This window comes from Streptomyces sp. NPDC058257 (assembly GCF_042881845.1).
Lineage (GTDB): Bacteria > Actinomycetota > Actinomycetes > Streptomycetales > Streptomycetaceae > Streptomyces.
On record NZ_JBHVXJ010000003.1, the window covers coordinates 668,128 to 688,300 of the forward strand.

At 70.7% G+C, this 20,173-nt stretch carries 13 protein-coding genes; 3 read left to right on the forward strand and 10 right to left on the reverse strand.

From position 1 onward, the window contains the following. Positions 1 to 117: 117 nt before the first annotated feature. Positions 118 to 903 carry a class II aldolase/adducin family protein gene (locus ACFVXC_RS12030; protein WP_389904255.1) on the reverse strand — a complete coding sequence of 262 codons (786 nt, stop codon included), beginning with the start codon at positions 901 to 903 and terminating at the stop codon, positions 118 to 120. Positions 904 to 1,066: 163 nt separating this feature from the next. Here ACFVXC_RS12030 and ACFVXC_RS12035 point away from each other — a divergent pair, with 163 nt between their 5' ends. After that, positions 1,067 to 1,546, forward strand: coding sequence for a pyridoxamine 5'-phosphate oxidase family protein (locus ACFVXC_RS12035; protein WP_389904256.1), 480 nt, complete (start codon positions 1,067 to 1,069; stop codon positions 1,544 to 1,546). Positions 1,547 to 1,641: 95 nt separating this feature from the next. On the opposite strand, the gene guaA is transcribed toward ACFVXC_RS12035, so the two are convergent. After that, positions 1,642 to 3,228 (reverse strand): glutamine-hydrolyzing GMP synthase, encoded by a 1,587-nt coding sequence (gene guaA / locus ACFVXC_RS12040; protein WP_389904259.1) that lies wholly within the window; start codon positions 3,226 to 3,228, stop codon positions 1,642 to 1,644. 535 nt (positions 3,229 to 3,763) lie between these two features. On the opposite strand from guaA, the gene ACFVXC_RS12045 reads away from it, so the two are divergent. Next, positions 3,764 to 4,051, forward strand: a complete 288-nt coding sequence (locus tag ACFVXC_RS12045) for a chorismate mutase (protein ID WP_389904261.1) — start codon at positions 3,764 to 3,766, stop codon at positions 4,049 to 4,051. An 875-nt stretch (positions 4,052 to 4,926) separates the two neighbouring features. On the opposite strand, the gene ACFVXC_RS12050 is transcribed toward ACFVXC_RS12045, so the two are convergent. Together ACFVXC_RS12050 and ACFVXC_RS12055 are read right to left on the reverse strand one after the other, a co-directional pair. Beyond that, positions 4,927 to 5,691: a hypothetical protein gene (locus tag ACFVXC_RS12050; RefSeq protein WP_389904264.1), complete on the reverse strand. Its 765-nt coding sequence runs from the start codon at positions 5,689 to 5,691 to the stop codon at positions 4,927 to 4,929. 40 nt (positions 5,692 to 5,731) lie between these two features. Further along, positions 5,732 to 6,145, reverse strand: a complete 414-nt coding sequence (locus ACFVXC_RS12055; protein WP_389904266.1) for a hypothetical protein — start codon at positions 6,143 to 6,145, stop codon at positions 5,732 to 5,734. Positions 6,146 to 6,301: 156 nt separating this feature from the next. Between ACFVXC_RS12055 and ACFVXC_RS12060 the strand changes: the two genes are divergently transcribed. Beyond that, entirely contained in the window at positions 6,302 to 7,417 is a 1,116-nt protein-coding gene (locus ACFVXC_RS12060; protein ID WP_389904268.1) for an LAETG motif-containing sortase-dependent surface protein, read from the forward strand. A gap of 102 nt (positions 7,418 to 7,519) precedes the next feature. On the opposite strand, the gene ACFVXC_RS12065 is transcribed toward ACFVXC_RS12060, so the two are convergent. The 6 genes from ACFVXC_RS12065 to ACFVXC_RS12090 all read right to left on the reverse strand — a co-directional run bounded on the left by ACFVXC_RS12065 (position 7,520) and on the right by ACFVXC_RS12090 (position 20,099). Next, positions 7,520 to 9,361: a GMC oxidoreductase gene (locus ACFVXC_RS12065; RefSeq protein ID WP_389904270.1), complete on the reverse strand. Its 1,842-nt coding sequence runs from the start codon at positions 9,359 to 9,361 to the stop codon at positions 7,520 to 7,522. A gap of 69 nt (positions 9,362 to 9,430) precedes the next feature. Then, entirely contained in the window at positions 9,431 to 11,047 is a 1,617-nt protein-coding gene (locus tag ACFVXC_RS12070) for a succinic semialdehyde dehydrogenase (protein ID WP_389904272.1), read from the reverse strand. Between the two features lie 185 nt (positions 11,048 to 11,232). Continuing rightward, a complete protein-coding gene (locus tag ACFVXC_RS12075; RefSeq protein ID WP_389904274.1) occupies positions 11,233 to 13,161 on the reverse strand; it encodes a protein kinase in 1,929 nt (642 codons plus the stop codon). A 131-nt stretch (positions 13,162 to 13,292) separates the two neighbouring features. Continuing rightward, a complete protein-coding gene (locus tag ACFVXC_RS12080; protein ID WP_389904276.1) occupies positions 13,293 to 14,936 on the reverse strand; it encodes a protein kinase in 1,644 nt (547 codons plus the stop codon). A 103-nt stretch (positions 14,937 to 15,039) separates the two neighbouring features. Beyond that, positions 15,040 to 16,842 (reverse strand): serine/threonine-protein kinase, encoded by a 1,803-nt coding sequence (locus ACFVXC_RS12085; protein ID WP_389904468.1) that lies wholly within the window; start codon positions 16,840 to 16,842, stop codon positions 15,040 to 15,042. A gap of 377 nt (positions 16,843 to 17,219) precedes the next feature. Beyond that, positions 17,220 to 20,099: a protein kinase gene (locus ACFVXC_RS12090; protein ID WP_389904279.1), complete on the reverse strand. Its 2,880-nt coding sequence runs from the start codon at positions 20,097 to 20,099 to the stop codon at positions 17,220 to 17,222. Positions 20,100 to 20,173 lie beyond the last annotated feature (74 nt).

The window sequence follows — 20,173 nt, forward strand, 5'->3', positions numbered from 1 at the left end:
CTTCCTTGCGATGAAAGGGGATTGTGCCGTACTGGAGGGCGATCGGGTTCCTCGGGTCAGGTCAGCGAGGGTGATTTCCGCTCACCCATGTTGACGGCAGGCGTCACCGGCTCGGCCTCAGGCCAGCAGATCCGGTTCGCTGCGGCTGATGTCCTGCCACAGGGATTGGTAGTTGATCCACGCGACGAGATCGCTGCCGAGCTGCTCGCGCGTCGCCACCGCCTGCTTGTGGCCGATGAGGATCGGGCGGCCCGCAGCCCGCGCGCTCAGCTGGACCTGGCAGGAGCGCTCCATCGTGAGGAACCACCAGGCGGCGGAGTCGACGGAGTCGCCGACGGTGAGCAGCCCGTGGTTGCGCAGGATGACGGCCTTGTGGTCGCCGAGCGCGGTGGCGATGCGGCGGCCCTCGTCCGAGTCCACGACGACGCCCGTGTAGCCGTCGTACAGCGCGTGGCTCTCGTAGAAGGCGCAGGACTCCTGGGTGATCGGGTCGAGGAGTTCGCCGAGCGTGGACAGGGCGCGGCCGTGCAGCGAGTGGCAGTGCGCGACGGCGACGACGTCGGGCCGCGCCAGGTGCGCCTGCGCGTGGACGGTGAAGGCGGCCTGATTGACGTGGTGGCGGCCCTCGACGACCTGCCCCTGCGCGTTGACGAGGACCAGGTCGCCCACGGTGACGTGCTTGAAGGGCATCCCGAAGGGGTTCACCCAGAAACAGTCCTCGAGCTCCGGGTCCCGCGCGGTGATGTGCCCGGACACCCCGTCCTCGTACCCGAGCCGCCCGAAGATCCGCAGCGCCCCGGCGAGCCGTTCCTTGCGGTGCCGCCGTTCGTCCGCCAACGATTCGTGCACCGGCGGCATCGCGAACTGCAACCGCTCGACGGGTATCGGTGTGGGCGCCTGCATGTGTCCTCCATCCCTGGCTGTACGGAGCGGAAGTTACCGTCGGTCAGCGCAGGAAGACAGGGGTGCCCTGTGAAGAGAGTGCGTATGCCGGGCGCGATGCCGGACAGAGGCCGGTGCGTCAAAGCGGACAGCAGGTGTCGGGTATCGGCGGGACACTCGCCGTATGACGACCAACTGGGCAGTCTTCAGCGCGGCGGAACCCACCTTCGCCCGGACCACCGAGGAGCGGTTCGGCCTGTTCACGCACCACGTCCTCGCCACACTCCGCAAGGACGGATCACCGCGCACGACCGGACTCGAAGTCCGTTTCCTGTACGGGGAGTTGTGGCTCGGCATGATGCCGGGCTCGATGAAGGCGCTCGACCTGCGCCGCGATCCGCGCTTCTCGATCCAGGCGAACCCCGGGTCGGGCACGGAGATGGCAGGCGGCGACATCCGGATCTCGGGGCGGGCGATCGAGGTCGAGGATCCCGAGGTCGTCGCGCGGTACGTCGGCGAGGTGGACCCGCCGGACCCGTCCGCCTTCCACCTCTTCCGCACGGAACTGACGGAAGTGGTGCGTACGTACATCGAGGACGAGAAGTATCTGGCGGTGCAGCTGTGGAAGCCGGGTGCACCGGCGCGGACGACCAGGCGGACGTGACGAACGCCCCGGGGGAGGCGAGAAAACGCCGGTGCCGCCGCCCGGCTTCGGGGGACGGCGGCACCGGCGTTCGGACCTGGGTCAGGCCCTGGGGACTACTCCCACTCGATGGTGCCCGGGGGCTTGCTCGTCACGTCGAGGACGACGCGGTTCACGTCGGCGACCTCGTTCGTGATGCGCGTGGAGATCTTCGCGAGGACGTCGTACGGAAGGCGCGACCAGTCGGCGGTCATGGCGTCCTCGGACGACACGGGCCGCAGCACGATCGGGTGGCCGTACGTCCGGCCGTCGCCCTGCACGCCCACGCTGCGCACGTCCGCGAGCAGCACCACGGGGCACTGCCAGATCTCACGGTCGAGACCGGCCGCGGTCAGTTCCTCACGGGCGATCGCGTCGGCGTCGCGGAGCAGGTCCAGACGCTCCTTGGTGACATCGCCGACGATGCGGATACCGAGGCCGGGGCCCGGGAACGGCTGGCGCTGGACGATCTCGTCCGGCAGACCGAGCTCCTGCCCGACCATCCGCACCTCGTCCTTGAAGAGCTGGCGCAGGGGCTCGATCAGCTGGAACTCGAGGTCCTCGGGGAGCCCGCCCACGTTGTGGTGGGACTTGATGTTCGCGGTGCCGGTGCCGCCGCCGGACTCGACGACGTCGGGGTAGAGCGTGCCCTGGACGAGGAACTCGACGGGCTGGTCACCCGGCGCCTCGGCGACGATCTCCGCCTGGGCCTGCTCGAAGACACGGATGAACTCGCGGCCGATGATCTTCCGCTTCTGCTCGGGGTCGGAGACCCCGGCGAGGGCGCTCAGGAAGCGCTCCTGCGCGTCGACGACCTTGAGCTTCACGCCCGTGGCCGCGACGAAGTCCTTCTCGACCTGCTCGGTCTCGCCCTTGCGCATCAGTCCGTGGTCGACATACACGCAGGTCAGCTGCGAACCGATGGCCTTCTGTACGAGGGCGGCGGCCACGGCGGAGTCGACGCCGCCGGACAGACCGCAGATCGCACGCTTGGTGCCGACCTGCTCGCGGATCGCGGCGACCTGCTCCTCGACGATGTTGCCGGTGGTCCAGTCGGGCTTCAGGCCCGCGCCCCGGTAGAGGAAGTGCTCCAGCACCTGCTGGCCGTGTGTGGAGTGCATGACCTCGGGGTGGTACTGCACGCCGTACAGCTTCTTCTCGTCGTCCTCGAAGGCCGCGACCGGCACGACGTCCGTGGACGCGGTGACGGTGAAGCCCTCGGGTGCCGCGCTGCACGCGTCGCCGTGCGACATCCACACGGGCTGCTCGTCCGGGGTCCCCTCGAAGAGGGTCGAGCCGGACTTGGAGACGTGCAGGGGCGTACGGCCGTACTCACGGGCGCCCGTGTTGTCGACGGTGCCGCCGAGGGTGATCGCCATCAGCTGGAAGCCGTAGCACATGCCGAAGACGGGGACGCCCGCCTCGAACAGTGCGCGGTCCACGGAGGGGGCTTCGTCCGCGTACACCGACGAGGGGCCGCCGGAGAGGATGATCGCGGCGGGGTTCTTCGCGAGCATCTCGGAGACCGGCATGGTGCTCGGCACGATCTCGCTGTAGACCCGGGCCTCGCGGACGCGGCGGGCGATGAGCTGGGCGTACTGCGCTCCGAAGTCGACGACCAGAACGGTGTCGGGGGCGGCGGCAGCGGGGGACGCTGATGGCACGGCGGCGGCCTTCCGGCGTTGAGCGTGAGCTTGCGCGTGAGCTGGGGCTCGTGCGTGAGCAGGGGTCTGTTTTGTCGATTCTAACGGGCCCGCGGACACCCCCTTCGTCGCATCCGACGGAGCCCCGCCCCAGGCCCCGCCCCAAGCCCGGTCCCAAGCCCCGCCCCCCTGGCGTCCGAGCATCCGAGCATCCGAGCATCCGAGCATCCGGCGGGGCTCTACCCCGCACACGGCGACACCGGACGGCGTCTCAGCATCCGAGCCGTGGCGGAACCCGTGTTGACCGAGAACACGCACGTGGGGGCATACTGGCCTCGTGACCAAGCACCTGAGCTTCCTCTTTACCTATGGCAACCGGCCCGCCGGCTGCCATGGTCGAGCTGCTTGATCCACTGACAAGCGACTTCCCAGGCGCCCCGGGCCGACAAGGCCCGGGGCGTTCTGTCATTTCCGGGCCTTGTCGCTCCGGGGCACTCCACCGAGATCCACCGAGATCACGTGACCCACGTGATCCACATCCGATGAGGAGCCCCACATGGCCATCGCCACGACCGACAAGACCGGCGCCCGCACCCCCGAGGCCGCCGATGTGATCGAGGGCGCACGCGACCGCATCGACGCACTCGACGATCGGATCATCGGCCTCGTACAGGAACGGATGGCCGTTTCGGCCGTCATCCAGGAGGCCCGGATCGGCTCGGGCGGCCGCCGCGTCAATCTCTCTCGCGAGATGGAGGTACTCGGCCACTACAGGGACGCGCTCGGCAAGCCCGGTACGTCGCTCGCGATGACGCTCCTGGAGCTGTGCCGGGGCCGGGTCTGAACACCACGGCGGCCAGCCTCTCGAAGCACCTCCCGCCCCGGGTCCGCAATCACCTCCCGACCCGGGTCCACAAGCACCTCCCGCCCCACGTCCAAAAGCGGCCTCCCGACCCACATCCGCAAGCGCCCCCGACTCACGTCCACAAGCGCCTCGGTATCCGCCCCCCGCGCCATCGGATCTGAGTTCGGGCCCCGTCTCACCCGTACGGCGCGTGACCGGGCCCTCGGGCTCTTCGTTGGTCCCGATGTCCGTGCCAGCCAGGGGCGGGCACGGAAAAACCACGCGTGGCTCCGCTGGAGCGATGAGGCGTACACCTGGTGTGCGCCGTGGGACCTCGCTCCAGAGACGTGACCGGACGGCAGGGGACAGCAGCCCGGTCACCCAGGGAACGGTCGGCTTCGGGGACGCCCGAAGCCGACCGGCCTCCGTCCCACACCGTCTCTCCAGTTCTCCCGGCCCCACACCGTCTCCAGCCCCCCGGCTCCCCACCGTCTCCAGTCCCCCGGTCCCTCAGCTCCGCAGCTCCTCCGTCCCCGCGGAAAGCCCCAGCTGTCCCCAGCTGTCCCTGTTCGTCTGGATCACGTCGAACCGGTTGCGCGGGTCACGGCGCATCCACCACGATGCCTAGCAGGACAAGCCGCACGCGCGGCACTGCACAACTCAATTGCCATTGGTCGAGACCACTTGTGCGCCCCCCGTGCGCCGGGGCGGCCACCGGCGTCCTCCCGACCCGCGGCGCACTCCCCCGGCGCCGCTCCGTGGCACCGACGCTGCCCTGACGTCGGTGCTGACAGCCAAGGGCCCCGCGGATCCGTCCCGCGGGGCCCTTCGCTCTTCCAGCACTCCAGCTGTTTCGCCTCGGCCAGTCGCCCCAGCTACTTCGCCTCAGCCAGTCGCCCCAGCTTCGCGAGCTGCGCGTCGACGATCGCGTCGGCCACCTTCGGATCGGCCGTCTCCCGGTCACGGAACTTCTCGGGCAGCCCGGCGGCCTCGCCCTCCTTGTCGGCCTTGGCCGACTCCGGGTCGAAGAGGTTCGAGGCACGGAAAGCGATCACCGTCGAGCCGCTGCGCACGACCGAGACGCGGTTCCGGTCGAGGAACTCTCCGGCACGGCTCGCGAGCTTGTACGAGACGGCCTCGTCGCCCCCGACCGGCGCGGGCTGCGGCCTGATTCCGAAGTAGCGGTGGCCGCCGTCCCCGAACGTGACGCACTTCCTCGACTTCGTCGCCGCGCGCAGCGCGTCCATGGTCTTCGCGGCGTCGGCCCGGCCGTACGCGAGCAGGACGACCTCGGTCGTCGTGGTGTTCGCGAGGTCGTTGCCGTTCAGCGTGCGGCTGACGTGGGCGTTCGACTTCGGCGGGGCGACCGCCGCGAGCATCTCGGACAGCGGGCGGCACTCGGCGGGGTTCGCACGCCCGGTGGGAGGCGTGGCCTTGTTCCCGGAACCCGCGGACTCCTTCTCGACCTTGTACTTCCTGACGTCTCCCGGGACGAGAGCCGCCTTCTCCAGTTTTCCCCGCGCGGACACGGACGGCTTCGCGCCCCCGCCGCCAGAACCAGAGTCCTTGCCGTCACTGCCGCTTCCGCTTCCGCTGCACGCCGCCGTAAGGCCCACAACCGCCACGATCGAAACAGCCACCACGCGACGCGACACCGCTGACTTCACTTCCCTGCTCCCCCTACTGCCAGATCCAGAACCGAAACGGGCTCAGGAGCACGATAGCCAGCATCATGCCGCCCACCACGATCACCACGCTCCAGACCCGGCGGCCACGCTCCGAACGCCCGCTGCGACGCGGCCCGGTCGGCCCCGCCCGCCACTCGTCAGGGCGCCACGCCCCGGCGGCGCCCTCCCCCTTCGCCGCCTTGCGCTTCCTGCGCCTGCGGCCCAGGGCCCGGGAGTCCGCCGCCTGTTGGCGCGCCGCCTCCTCATCGAGGCGCCGCAGCCGCTCGGCCACCATGCGCGCCCGCGCGGACGGCTCCTTCGGCGCCGATGAACGGATGTCGCGCAGGCTGTCGCGCTCGAACCGCTCCCACACGTCGTCCGGTATTCGATCGGGTATCTGGTCCGGTATCTCGTCCGGCTCCGCCACGCCGCCCCCTCGCTGCCGCACTTGCTCCCGGCGAATCACCGTAGAGCGGAGGAATTTCTACGGCACTCGGCAATGGACGCACAAGCTGTGTGATCCACGCCACATAAGAATTATGTGAAGTAAAGGACAACCATTCACAGGGGACGCAGGTCATGCATGCGTAACAACGGCCACACCCGCGTCCCCACCGCGGAGGCCTCCACCTCCGTATCGCCCACCAGGTGGTACGCCGGACTGACTGAGGTCTTCATGAAGCTCCGCCGTGTCATGGCTGCCGCGGCCGCGACCGCTGCCATAGCCCCGATCGCGCTCCTCTCCGCCCCTGCCGCCTTCGCGACGGACGGGGACACCACTCCGCCTCCTAGCTCGACGGCCCCCGCGTCCGAGACGCCCCCGAGCACGCCCGACGAGACGCCGCCGACCACACCGGCCGAGACGCCCCCGACCACGCCTGCCGAGACGCCCCCGACCACGCAACCCGGGACGACCCCGCCGATCGAGACGGGCAAGCCCACGACCGAGCCCCCCGAGACGGACGACCCGACCGAGGAGCCCACCGAGGAGCCCTCGCAGTGCCCGGTCGACGAGGACGGCACGGACGCCGACTCGAAGCTGGAGATCGCACTCTCGGGTCTGCCCGGCAAGATCGTCGCAGGCAGTGGCTGGCACCAGTTCAAGCTGACCGCCGCCAACCCGACCGACGAGGACCTCGGCGAGGTCCAGTGGCTCGCCGCCGTGGACAAGTTCACGGACAGCGAGAAGGAGAAGGACTGGCTCGCCAACTACGCGCAGATCCAGTACTTCAACCCCGACTCGAAGGCGTGGGAGTCCATCGCGGACGAGGTCACGGGCGGCCTCTACTTCGGCACCACCGAACTGGGCGCCAAGGACAAGGTCGACATCAAGCTGCGCCTCGACATCAGCGCCAAGGCCCCGACCGGTGACGGCTACGCGCTCGGCCTCGGCGGCTACCTCGACTCCGAGCAGAACTGCGTGCACGAGTCGTTCTCGTACTACGAGTTCACGGTCCTGAAGCCCGGCAGCGACAACGAGGCCCCGGGCAAGGCCGAGGAGAACGAGGGCGACAAGAAGCCCAGCGCCGGCAAGAAGCCCCAGGGCGGCGCCAAGGTGATCCCGACGACCGGCAACCTCGCCGAGACCGGTTCGAGCTCCGCACTGCCGACCATCGGCCTCGTCGGCGGTCTCGCCGTCATCGCCGGTGCGGGCGCGGTCTTCGTCGTCCGCCGCAAGAAGGCCGACGCCACCGCGTAAGCACGCGCGTCAGCGCGCCGGCAGGCAACGGCGCACGAAAGGACCTGCGCTCGGAGGGGGGCGCAGGTCCTTTCGCGTACGCGGATCAGGCCGCGGTCCGGGCTACTTCTTGGCCCGCGGCACCGCGGGCATTCCCAGGAAGGGAAGCTTCAGCGCGCCGAACGCGTCCGCCGGTACCGCCGGGGTCTTCGGCTCGACGGCGGCGAGACGTACGTACCGCGCGCCCTGCGCGGGACGCGTGTCCTCACCACCCTTGTTGGGCCAGAACGACATCGCGCGCTCGGCCTGCGCGGTGATCGTCAGGGAGGGATTGACGCCCAGGTTGGCGGAGACCGCCGCGCCGTCGACGACCGAGATGCCGGGGTGGCCGTAGAGGCGGTGGTAGGGGTCGATGACTCCGGTCTCCGCGGAGTCGCCGATCGGGCAGCCGCCCAGGAAGTGCGCGGTGAGCGGGGTGCCCATCAGCTCGCCGACGTTCGACCCCGCGAAGCCGTTGATCTCGTTGGCGAGCAGCGTCGCCGCCTCGGTGGCCTCGGGGATCTGCGTCGGGTTGGGCGCGCCATGGCCCTGCCGTGCGGTCAGCAGGCCCTTGCCGATTCCCTTCTCCTTGCGGTACGTGGTCAGGGAGTTGTCGAGCGTCTGCATGACGAGGCCGATGATGGTCCGCTCCGACCAGCGCCGGTTGGAGAGCGAACGGACCATCAACCAGGGGTGCTTGGCCACGTTGCCCAGCCATCCCGCGACGCGCGCCTTGCCGCCGCCCTTGATGCTGTACGGCACCTGCAGGATCGTCAGGCCGCCCATCGCGTTGGACTTCTTGCCGTAGCGGACCGGCTCGATGTGCGTGGTGGCGTTCGGGTGGATCGACGAGGTGATCGCGACGCCCTTGGTGAAGTCCGCCTTGTCGATGCCGTGCTGCTTGCGGTAGCGGCGGTCGGTGGTCTGCGAGCCGACCAACGCCTCGGAGTTGGTGCGGGTCAGCGCGCCGAGCCGTCCGGAGATCTGCGGGAGCAGGCCGGTGTCCTTCATGCGGTGCAGGAGCGTCTGCGTGCCGTAGGTCCCCGCGGCGACGACGACCCGGCGCGCCGTGAACGTACGCCCCTTGCCCTTGCGCTTGCTGTCGGTGGGCAGCGTGGCGACGGCGAATCCGCCCCGCGAGTCCTCGGTGACGGTGACGACGGAGGTCATCGGGTGGATGACGGCACCCGCCTTCTCCGCCAGGTAGAGGTAGTTCTCGTTGAGGGTGTTCTTCGCGCCGTGCCGACAGCCCGTCATGCACTCGCCGCATTCGCTGCAGGCCTTGCGCGAGGGGCCCGCGCCTCCGAAATAGGGGTCGGGAACTTCCTGTCCGGGCTTGGCCGTTGAAGTACCCGAGGCGTCCTGCTCGTCGCCGAAGAAGACGCCGACCGGCGCCATGTGGAAGCTGTCGCCCACCCCCATGGCCTGGGCGGTCGCCTTCAGGTGGACGTCTGACGGAGTCGTGGTCGGGTTGAGCCGCACCCCGAGCATGCGCTTGGCCTGCTCGTAGTAGGGACTGAGCTCGTCCTGCCAGTCCGTGATGTCCTTCCACTGCGCGTCCTCGAAGAACGGCGCGGGGGGTACGTAGAGCGTGTTCGCGTAGTTCAGCGAACCTCCGCCGACACCCGCCCCCGCGAGCACCATCACATTGCCGAGCAGGTGGATGCGCTGGATGCCGTAGAGGCCGAGGGCCGGGGCCCAGAGGTAGTTCTTGAGGTCCCAGGAGTTCTTCGGGAGCGTCTGGCGGGTGAAGCGGCGGCCCGCTTCGAGTACGCCTACGCGGTAGCCCTTCTCCGTCAGACGCAGGGCGGAGACGGAGCCGCCGAAGCCCGAACCGACGACGATGACGTCGTAGTCGTACGACGCGTCGTCGTACCCACCCGCCTCATTGTCCGGCTGTTTGTGGACAGAGCTCTCCTGTGACATTGACTCTCCTCATTGAGAACTGACCTCTGGCGCAGGTTGAGAACTGGCCTCTTGCGGATCTCTAGCCCTCTAGCGCAGGCGCAGCGACTTCATGACCTTCAGGCTCAGGCTCATGAACGCCGCGTACTTCTCGTCGTCCATGCCGAAGGACGGCGCGAGCGGCATCAGCCGCTGGTGCGCGACGGTCTGCGCCTCGGTGTACTTCAGGATGCCCTCGGACCCATGCCGTCGGCCCAGGCCCGAGTCCTTCATGCCGCCCATCGGCGACTGCACGCTGCCGTAGGCGGGCGCGAAGCCCTCGTTGACGTTGACCGTGCCGGTGCGCAGGCGGGTCGCGATCTTGCGTCCACGGCTGCCGTCCTTCGTCCAGACCGAGGAGTTCAGGCCGTACGACGTGGAGTTGGCGAGGTCGACCGCTTCGTTCTCGTCGGTGAAGCGGTAGACGGAGACGACCGGACCGAAGGTCTCCTCGCCGCACACCGCCATCGGGGACTCGACGCCGTCCAGGATCGTCGGCTCGAAGAAGAAGGGGCCGATGTCGGGCCGGGCGACACCGCCCGCGATCAGCGTGGCGCCCTTGGCGACCGCCTCGTCGACGTGCCGCTTGGTGGTCTCCAGCTGCCGCTCGCCGACCAGCGAGCCCATCTCCGCGCCGTACGCGAGGGAGCGGCCGAGCCGCATCGCCTTCGTGCGCGTCGCGAAACGCTCGACGAACTCGTCCGCGATCGACTCGTGGACGTACAGCCGCTCGATGGAGATGCACAGCTGGCCCGCCGACGAGAAGCAGGCTCGCACCGCGCCCGCCGCCGCCTTGTCGATGTCGGCGTCGTGCAGGACCAGCATGGCGTTCTTGCCGCCGAGTTCGAGCGAGACGCCGACGAGTCGGCCCGCGGCGCCCTGTGCGACCTCGCGGCCGACGCGCGTGGAGCCGGTGAAGGACACGTAGTCGGCGTGCTTGACGATCTCGGGGCCGATGACGGGACCCTCGCCGAGTACCACCTGGAAGACCTCGGCGGGCAGACCGGCCTCGATGATGAGGTCGCGGGCCCACAGGGCGGTCAGGCAGGTCTCCGTGTCGGGCTTCATCACAAGCGCGTTGCCCGCGACGAGCGCGGGGAGTGCGTCGCCGATGGAGAGTTCAAGGGGGTAGTTCCAGGGCGCGATCTGGCCGACGACACCGCGCGGCTGACGGTTCTCGGTGACCTTCGTGAGGGTCGGTACGACGCCGGTGTGCCGCTTGGGGTTCAGATACGCGGGGGCCTTGCGGCCGTAGTGCCGCGCGGCGACGGCGACTGCCTGCAGCTCCTCGTGCGCGTGCAGCCGGGCCTTGCCGGTCTCCAGCTGGATGAGGTCGAGGACCTCGGCCTGGCGCTGCAGGACCAGGTCGTGGAAGCGGAGCAGGACCGCGGCGCGGCGGCGGACCGGGGTGCGCTCCCAGGCGACCTGGGCCACGCGGGCGCGCTCGAAGGCGGTGGCCACGTCCTCGGGGGTGGACTCGGGCAGGTCGGCCAGCTTCTCGCCGGTGAACGGCGTGTGGTTGGCGGTCCGTCCCGTGCCGATGACGTCCCGGGTGAGCTGCGCGATCAGCTCGGGAGTCACCACGTCGGCGGTGGTGCGCGCGCCTTCGGGAGCGGCTGCTGTCGGGTTCGTTCCGAGGGGCGCTGCGGTCGCCTGCGTGTCCGTCATGGTGGTGAGCGTAGGCCCAGGTCAGGGTTTTGGGTACCCGTCGGTAATCAGCTTTCACCGAGCACACACACCGCGCCAGCGATCGCTGGCGGTAAAGCCCCTGATCAGGGGCTTAGCAGGTGGCCGCAGCGCCCAGAAGGAGTCGGCAGGGGGCGGCAGGAGCCGACGGGAGTCCGCGGGAGGGGTCAGAGCTTGTCGATCTCCAGATTCTCGATGGCGGTCCTGGCCACCTCGCGGCCCCGCTCCGTGAAGTCGCCCTTGCCCGGGTAGTCGATCCACAGCCGGTACATGTTCCCGGAGTCGGTCCGGTAGTAGAGGATCTTGGCCTCGTGCGGCTGCTCGGTCTCCGAGTCGGTGTACTTGACCGTGTTCTCGGCGGCCTTCCGCTCCTTGTACTTGGCGTCGGCCGTCGTTCCGTCCGGAGCCGGATCGCTGGACATGTGGCTGAACGAGGTCTCGCCGCTCGCCTTGAAGTCCTCCATGTCGGCGTACGCCTGGGAGGCGGCGGACCCGAGGATCTCCTGGGAGGTGTCCTTCTTCTCGGCGAGGTCGAGCGTGATGAAGATGGCGCCACTTGGGTCGGTGTACCTGACCCAGGTCTTGTCCGTGTCGGTGTCCTCGGGCTTGCCCTCCACGTAGTGCTCCGGCGCGGAGACCGTGGCGCCGACCGCCTTCGACTCGTGGTCCTTCCAGCCTTCCGCGTCCGAGCCCCCGAAGGGGTTCAGGGCCACAAGCACGCCCGCCGCCACGGCCACGACGGCCACAGCGGCGATGACGGCGAGCGCCTTGCGGCTGAGGAAGACGCCCTTGCCGTTGCCCTCTGCGCCGCCGCGTCCGTCACCGTTGACCGTGACGACCTGCGTGGGCGCCGCCCGCGGCGGCTGTGCCGCCTCCTCCAGGAGGGCGCGGACCTGGGCCGCGCGCGGGCGCTGGCCCGGCTCCTTGACCAGGAGGCCGTTGATCGCCTGGGCGAGCGGGCCCGAGGCCGACGCGGGCGCCGCCGGAGTCGCGTTCAGGACGGACTGAAGGGTCGCGGGAGTGTTGTTGCGACGGAACGGCGACACGCCCTCCGTCGCGGCATAGAGGACCACGCCGAGCGACCAGAGGTCCGACGCGGGTCCTGGCCGCTGGCCCAACACCCGCTCCGGGGCGATGAACTCGGGCGAACCGACGAAGCCGCCCGTGTCCGTCAGATTCGTCTCGCCCTCGATCTGGGCGATGCCGAAGTCGGTGAGGATGACCCGGTCGTGCTGCCCCAGCATCACGTTGTCCGGCTTGACGTCACGGTGCAGGATGCCCGCCTGGTGGGCGGCGTCCAGGGCGCCGAGGACCTCAAGACCGATCCGAGCGGCGTCGCGGGCGCCCAGCGTGCCCTCCTGGAGCGCGGCGCCGAGCGAGCGGCCCTGGACCAGCTCCATGACGATCCACGGCTGGCCGTCCTCCACCGCCACGTCGTGGACGTTGACCACGGCCGGGTGGTCGAGGCGGGCCGCGGCGCGCGCCTCGCGGCGCATCCGCTCGAAGACGTTGGCGCGCTCACGCTCGGGCAGATGGTCGGGGATGCGGGGTTCCTTGACGGCGACCTCGCGGTCCACCGTCTCGTCCTTCGCACGCCAGACCGTGCCCATGCCGCCGTGGCCGAGCTTGGACAGCAGGCGGTAACGGCCCGCGACCAGACGCCCCGCGCCCGGATCCGGCTCGGACGGCTGATTCGGGACCACCTGCGTGGGCTGGGCGTACGGGGAGGGGGGCGGCACCGGCGCGGCGGGGTGCTGCGGGCCCGCGGGGTGCTGCGGACCCGCGGGGTGCTGCGGACCCGCGGGGTGCTGCGGACCCGCGGGGTGCTGCGGGTCTGCGGGGCGCTGCGGACCCGCGGGGTGCTGCGGACCCGCGGGGTGCTGCGGACCCGCGGGGTGCTGCGACGTCTGCTGCTGCGACTGCGGGTACGGCTGCGCCTGCTGCTGTGGCGGCTCCTGGGCGTACGGATCGCCGTCCTGACCGTGCTGCCCACCCTGTCGCTGTTCCCCCTGTCCGGGGACGCCGGGCTGCGGCGGCTGCAGTCCGAAACTGGTGGGTTCGTACGGGCCGTAGGAGGCTCCCCCGTCATTGTTCATGCCCACATCACTACCTTGCCGACGCCTCGGGTTCCACCGAGGTCACCGAGTTGTGACAGGGGTGATGCGCCGCGCCGCAGGGCCGGACCTCAGCGGCGTACGTCCGGACCTCAGCGGCGTACGTCCGGACCTCAGCGGCGCACGAACGAGTCCACCGCCGTGTCGAAATACCGCCTGGCCTCCTTGGTCCTGCCGACCGGCGCCGAGACCCACACGTCGTACATCCGGCCGCCCTCCTCCCAGCACAGGTCGAACGTGTGCCGGTCGCCCTCCGCCGCCGTGAAGCCGTCCCAGCTGAACTGCCAGAGCGCCGCGGGCCGCCCGTTGTGCGAGGTCTCGGTGACCTCGCCGTCCCGGTAACCGGGGTTGTTCTTCGGCCCCTTCTCGTCGGAGCGGCGCTGCACGGCGAGCGGGCCGCCCGGCTCCGTGGCTGAACTCTTGATGCCTATGCGGAAGGTGCCGCCCGGCGACTTGTAGAAGACGCGGGGCCCGTCCACCTCGCGCGTGAAGCCGTCCGGCACGGCGAGCGTGAAGCCCCTGCGGTCCGGCGTGACGCGGTAGCCGTCGGGGGCCTCGGGCGTCGAGGGCTTCGGGGTGCGGGAGCCGCGCGTCACCGTCACCGTCGGGGTCGGCGAAGGCGAGGAACTCCCCGTCGGCGTCTGCCCGGTCTGCGAACTCTGCGAGGCGGGCGTCGACGGCGTACCGCCGCCCCTGCCACCGTCCCTGCTCAGCAAGAGCACGGCGGACACCCCTGCCCCTGCCACCGCGGCCACGAGCGCGGCGGCGATCAGCATCGCGCGGCGACGGCGGCGCGATGGCTCCGCCGCTTGGCCTGGCGGACGGGTGGGCAGGTCACGGTAGGTGGGCGTGTAGCCGCCGTGCCGCCCGCCCGGCAGCGCCGAAGGCTGCCCGCCGGCCCGGCCCGCGGGTGTCGACGGCATCCGTCCCGTCTCGACGTACGTCCGCAGCAGCCGCTCGGCACCGTCCACGCCGAGCCGCCGGTCCGGGTCACGTTCGAGGAGACCGAGGATGACGGGCAGCAGCGGTGCGGCGGCGGGTGGCGGGCGGATCTCGTCGAAGACGACGGCGTGCAGCACCTGGCTGATCGAGTCCCGGCGGAAAGGCGACTCGCCGGTCACGGCGGCGACGAGGAGCGCGCCGAGCGACCAGAGGTCGGACTCGGGCCCTGTCCGCTCGCCCGACATCCGCTCGGGCGCCGTGTACTCGGGAGAGCCCACGAAGGACCCGATCTCCGTGAGCGTCGTCGCCCCGCTGACCTGCGCGATCCCGAAGTCGGTGAGGACGACACGCCCGGTCGCCTCCTCCATGAGGACGTTGGCGGGCTTGATGTCGCGGTGCAGTACCCCGGCGGCGTGCGCGACGCGCAGCGCCCCGAGCAGATCGATGCCCATCCGGGCTACCGCCCGCGCGGGCATCGGACCCGAGCGCGAGATCCGCCCGGCCAGCGAACCGCCCTCGATCAACTCCATGACGATGTACGGATGGTCGCTCTGTACGACGACATCGTGGACGACGATGATGTGCGGATGCTGGAGCTGCGCCGCCGCACGCGCCTCGCGCAGGGTGCGTTCGACCTGCTGTAACGCGTCGGATTCGGAGAGCGTGTCGTCGAGCGCCAGTTCCTTGACGGCGACCCGGCGGCCGAGGAACTGATCCGTGGCCTGCCAGACCACGCCCATGCCACCCCTGCCGAGCCGCACATCCAGGCGGTAACGGCCAGCTATGATCCGGGCGTTGTCCCCCACGCTCCCCATGCGGCCATCATGCCCCACAGGTGTGCGGACGGACCCTGCGGGCCCGCGCGGCGGACTGGTTCCGGCCGCTTGTCCCAGCCGCCCCGGGTGCGGACGGTTGTGTTCAGCCCTCCCGCCAGCCCAGGAGTATCGCGTCGAACCGCTGCCGCGCCTTGTCCCAGTCGGCGGCGGGGGACGACATGTAAATCACGTACTCGACGCCGTCACGGCTGATATAGCTCTGCGAGATGGCGCGGCGCGGGCCCGCGGTCGTGTCGTTCGCGCCCGCCGTCCAGCTGAACTCCCAGAGCGCGCCCTGCCGGTCGCGGTAGGTGTTCTGGTCCAGTTGCAGCCGCTTGTAGTTGGGCAGCTTGGGCCGCAGGTTCTTCTCCAGCTCCAGCTGATGCCTGTAGGGGCTCTCGAACGTCGTGTTGCGGTCGACGCTGATGCGTACGAAGTGCCGTCCGTGGTCGGGGGTGTAGTCGATCTGGCTGCCGTTGGCCTCGCGCTCCCAGCCCTTGGGAAGCATGAGGCTGAAGCCCCCGGCGTCCGTCACCCGGTGCCAGCCGTCGGGTATGCCGCCGACGGCCTCGCCCGGCTTTGAGTCGCCGCTGGACTGCGGCGTACCGCCGTTGTCCCCGTTCTCGAAGTACAGGTAGCCGGCGGTTCCGCCGCCGAGCAGCACGACCAGCGCGGCCACGGTGAGGATCGCGGGCCACTTACGGCGCTTCGGGGCCTTGTACGGGGGCTGGTGGGCGCCGTGGACGACGGTGCCGGAGTGGTGGGGTGCGGAGTTGGGGCCAGTGCCTGTGCCGGTCGCCGTTCCGACTCCGGTGTTGTTTCCGGAGTCGTACCCGGTGTTGTTCCCGGAGCCGTACCCGGTGTTGTTCCCGGAGCCGTAGCCGGTGTTGTTCCCGGAGCCGTAGCCGTTGCTGCCGCCGGAGTCGTAGCCGGTTCCGGTTCCCTGGGCGACGGTGCCGGGCTGCGGCGTCTGCGCGTACGGCTGTTGCTGGGACTGCGGCTGCGGCTGCGGCTGCGACTGGGCCTGGGCCTGCGGCTGCCCGGACGTGGCGTGGACCTGCGTCGGCACGTACGCGGGGCCGGAGCTCGGCTGCCGCCCTTCCGCGGCCTCGGCGAGCATCAGCTCGGCCACTTCCGCGGTCGGCCGGGTGTCCGGGTCCTTGCGCAGGAACGCGCTGATGACAGTGGCGAGCGCCCCCGCGTGCTCGGGCGGCGCGGGCTCCTCCGCGACCACGGCCTGCATCGTGCCGATCGGCGACGTGCGGCGGAACGGGGAGTTCCCCTCGACCGCCGTGTACAGCGTGGCGCCGAGTGCCCACAGGTCCGACGCGGGCCCGGGGTTGGCGCCGCTGACCCGCTCGGGCGCCAGATAGTCGACGGAGCCGACGACCTCGCCGGTCCGCGTGATCGTCGAGTCCCCCTCGATCGCGGCGATCCCGAAGTCGGTGAGCAGGATGCGCCCGTCGTTCGACAGGAGGACGTTGCCGGGCTTGACGTCGCGGTGCAGTACCCCGGCGGCGTGGGCGGCGCGCAGGGCCTTCAGCGTCCACAGGCCGATACGGGCGGCCTCGACGGGCTCGATGCGGCCCCGGTCCTTGACGGCGTCCGCCAGCGAACAGCCCTCGACGAGCTCCATCACGATCCAGGGCCTGGCGTCGTACTCCAGGACGTCGTGGACGGTGACGACCGCGGGGTGGTTGATCCTGGCGGCGGCCCGCGCCTCCGCGTGCGTGCGCGCGAAAAGGACCGCGCGGTCGGCCTCCTGCACGAACTGCGCGGCCGTCAGCTCCTTGACGGCGACAGTGCGGTGCAGCACCTCGTCGTGCGCCCGCCACACTCGTCCCATGCCACCGCGGCCTATGGACTCACCGAGCCGGTAGCGGCCCGCGAGGAGCAGGCCTTGCATCTGATTCACGATCCCCCGCAATGGTTCTGACATGGCCCAGGTTAGGGAGCGGGAGGCGTACGGGGAACCTCCGGGGGTGCTCAGAGACCTCACTGTGACGCGTGACGCAGCTAAACGGGGCGTTCCGGGACACCAACTACCGCTGATCAGAGGGCTAATTCAGCATCCATGAATGTTTACGAACATCCATGACCATCTAAGAACACCTGTGAAAATTAATGAACGTATGTGAAATTCTAGGGCCGTTCATGACCGCGAAGGGCGCAGAAAGAACGCGGGAAAGAGGCGGGGAGGACCCACGAACGACCCGTGCTCGACCCGCGAACGAACGCGAGCGAACCGCGAGCGAACCGCCATCGAACCGCGAACGATCCGTCTCAGTCGGCCTGATACGTGGCCGAAGCCTGCTCGAAAAGACGCGACACCTCGTCACGCTCGGCTTCCGGCCCCCGGATCTGCACCACGTGGTACTTCCCGCCGACGGGCATCGCGAGATTCCGTACGAAGGTCTCGCGTCCGTCCGCATCCTGCCAGGTGAACTGCCCCTCGGCCATGGTCCGCCCGCCGACCTCCACCGTGCGCATCCCGCTGGACGTGGCCCAGGTCGAGTCGCGGAACGGCTGCAGCTCGCGCTCGTGCTCGCGCTGATACTTCATCGGGTCCTTGCCGTACTCGTCCGTGCCGTCCCGCCCCGGCACGACGATCAGCTCGAAGTCTCCGTGCGAGTAGACGACCTGCCCCCGGCCGTTCTTGGGCCGGCGGTCCCAGCCGCTCGCGACAGCGACCCGGAAGCCCGCCGCGTCCTTGCGGAGCGTGAAGCCGCGCGGCAGATCGGGCCCGCCGGTCTGCGTCTTCTCCGATTCCGGGCTCTTCTCGGGTTTGTCGCTCGGCCGGTCGGACTTGCCGTCCTCGCTGGGCCGGGCGCTGGGACTGCTGCCGGGTTCGGACGCCTGGCTGCTGCCGGGGTTCCCCGCGGTGCCCGCCCGGTCGCTGCCCTCGGTCTTCCCCGACTTGGGCATGAAGACCACGGCGTACGCGATCGCCGCGACGAGCCCGACCAGGACGATGATGAGCAGGAGCCGCCCCAGCGAGCGCGGCCGCCCCGACCCGCTCTGCTTGGGCACGCCGCTCCGCTTCGGCGCGTCGCTCCGCTTCGGCCTGGGCCCGGGCTTCGGCCTGGGTGCGTCGCCGCGCCTGGGCGGGGGTGCGGCGACGGGCGACACGGACGCCATCCTGGCTTCCCGCTCCCGCTCCCGCCCCCGCTTGGGCTGCTTGTGCTTGTGCCGCCCGTTCTGCCGGTTCGACGTCGGATTGGCGGCGGGCGCGGAGGCGCCCCGCTTGTCGGGTGTACGCCGCTTCCTGCGACGTACGAGATCACCGCGACGGCGTACGACGGGCAGCCGCCTGGCGTCGAACGGCGGCGCGGGCACGACGTTCACGCCGGCTTCCGGCTCGGGCGCCGAGCGGACCAGCGAACGCAGCCAGCCGTTCAGCTCCTCGAAGTCGAGCCGCTCGGTGGGGTCCTGCCGCAGCAACGACTCGACGACGGGCCGCAGCGGCCCGCACTCCTCCGCGTAGGCGGGCGGCTCGGCGCACACCAGCTGGACGAGCTCGAAGGTGCTCTCCTCCGGGTAGGGCGCGTGGCCCTGTACGGCCCGGAACAGCAGGGCGCCCAGCGCCCAGAGGTCGGTCGCGGGTCCGATGGGCGGGGCGAGCTGCCAGTTCTCGTGCACGGGCCCGGCCTGCTCAGGCGCCCACCGCTCGGTCACGCCTCCGACCACGGTCATCCGCGCGTGCCGGGCCCGCTCCGCGGCGAGAGCGGTGGCGGGGCCACGCCGGCCGCCGCTCCGCTCGGCGACGAGGGCGTCCCAGTAACTGTGGCCGGATGCGGAGGGGTCGGCGGCGGGCACAGGAGTGGCGGGGGCAGGAGCAGCGGGGGCGGGAATGGAGCCGGGGCCGCCTCTGCTGACCGCGGAGCCTGGGGCGTCGTTACGCGACGTGGGACCGGACCCGACCCCGCCGTGTCCAGACCCGACCCCGCCGTGTCCAGACCCGCCCCCGCCGTGCTCGAGCCCGCCCCCGCCGTGCTCGAGCCCGCCCCCGCCGTGCTCGAGCCCGCCCCCGCCGTGTCCGGGCCCGCCGCCGTTGTGTCCGGAAGCGCCGCCGCCGTTCCCCGCGCCGGAGCCCGGCGCACCGGCACTCGACGCCCCCGCGCCCGCGCTCCCGCTCCTCGGCACGGCTCCGTGCCACTGCTTCGTACCCCCGACGCCGTACGGATCCAGGATCCGCCCGGCGACCTCGGTCTCGGCCGCACCCCCGCTGCCGTCCTCCGCGCCGTACCCGCGCGGCCCTTCCTCGTCGCTCGCCCCGCCGTCCCTGGGGCCCGGCACCTCTGCGCCCCGCGTCGCGGCCCGCGCCCCCGCGCGATACGCGGCTATCGCGCTGGACCGTGCCGCCCGTGTGTCACCCTCGGGCTCCATGGCCGGGGCCGCCTCGATCGCGGCATGCCCACGCGAACCGTCAGCCTCATCAATCTCGTAGACCTCAGCAGGCTCGTCTGCCTCGGGCTCATCACCAGCACCACCGGCATGGCCGTCGGCCCCGTCCTCAAAGCCCGCGAAGTACTCCTCGGGCCGAGGGTCGTACCCGCACAACGCCTCTTCCGCCGCGCCCGCCGCCAGGCCCGTGAGGACCACCCTGCCGTCGTCGCAGACCAGGACCGTGCGAGCGGTGATGTTCCGGTGGACCCAGCCGTGCGCGTGCAGCACCCGCAGCGCCGTCACCACGTCCGACGCTATCTCCGCCGCCCGATACGGACTTAACGGCCGGTCCGCGAGCAGCGCGGCCAGCGGCCTCGCCGCCACCAACTCGCTGACTATCCACAGCGAACCGCCCTCGGCGAACACGTCGAAGACCTGGTCGAGCCGAGGGTGGTCGGGGATCTGCGCCGCGGCCTGTGCCGCCTCTATCGCGCGCCGCACCGCCGGGTCCGAGGGCCTGCGCGTCGTACGCGCCGAGGGCCGCCGCACCGCCCCCGCGCTCACGAACCCCGCCGGAAGCTCTCCCTCCGGGATGTCACGCTCATCGAGCTCAAGCACTTCCGCATCGACGACTTCCGGCAACGGGACCTGCCTGACCAGGACTTCCTGCCCGCTGTACGTATCGAAGGCCCTCGTCTCGGCGAGTTCGTACTCGTCCGCGGGAGGCAGCGGGAGGCGATAGCGGTCGGCGAGCACCCGCCCCGCGTATTCGTCCACGACGCCTCCCCGCATCCGCCCGGTGGTCAAATCCGTTCGTGTTACGCCTTGTTGCGGCTGCGTACGGTCCGCAA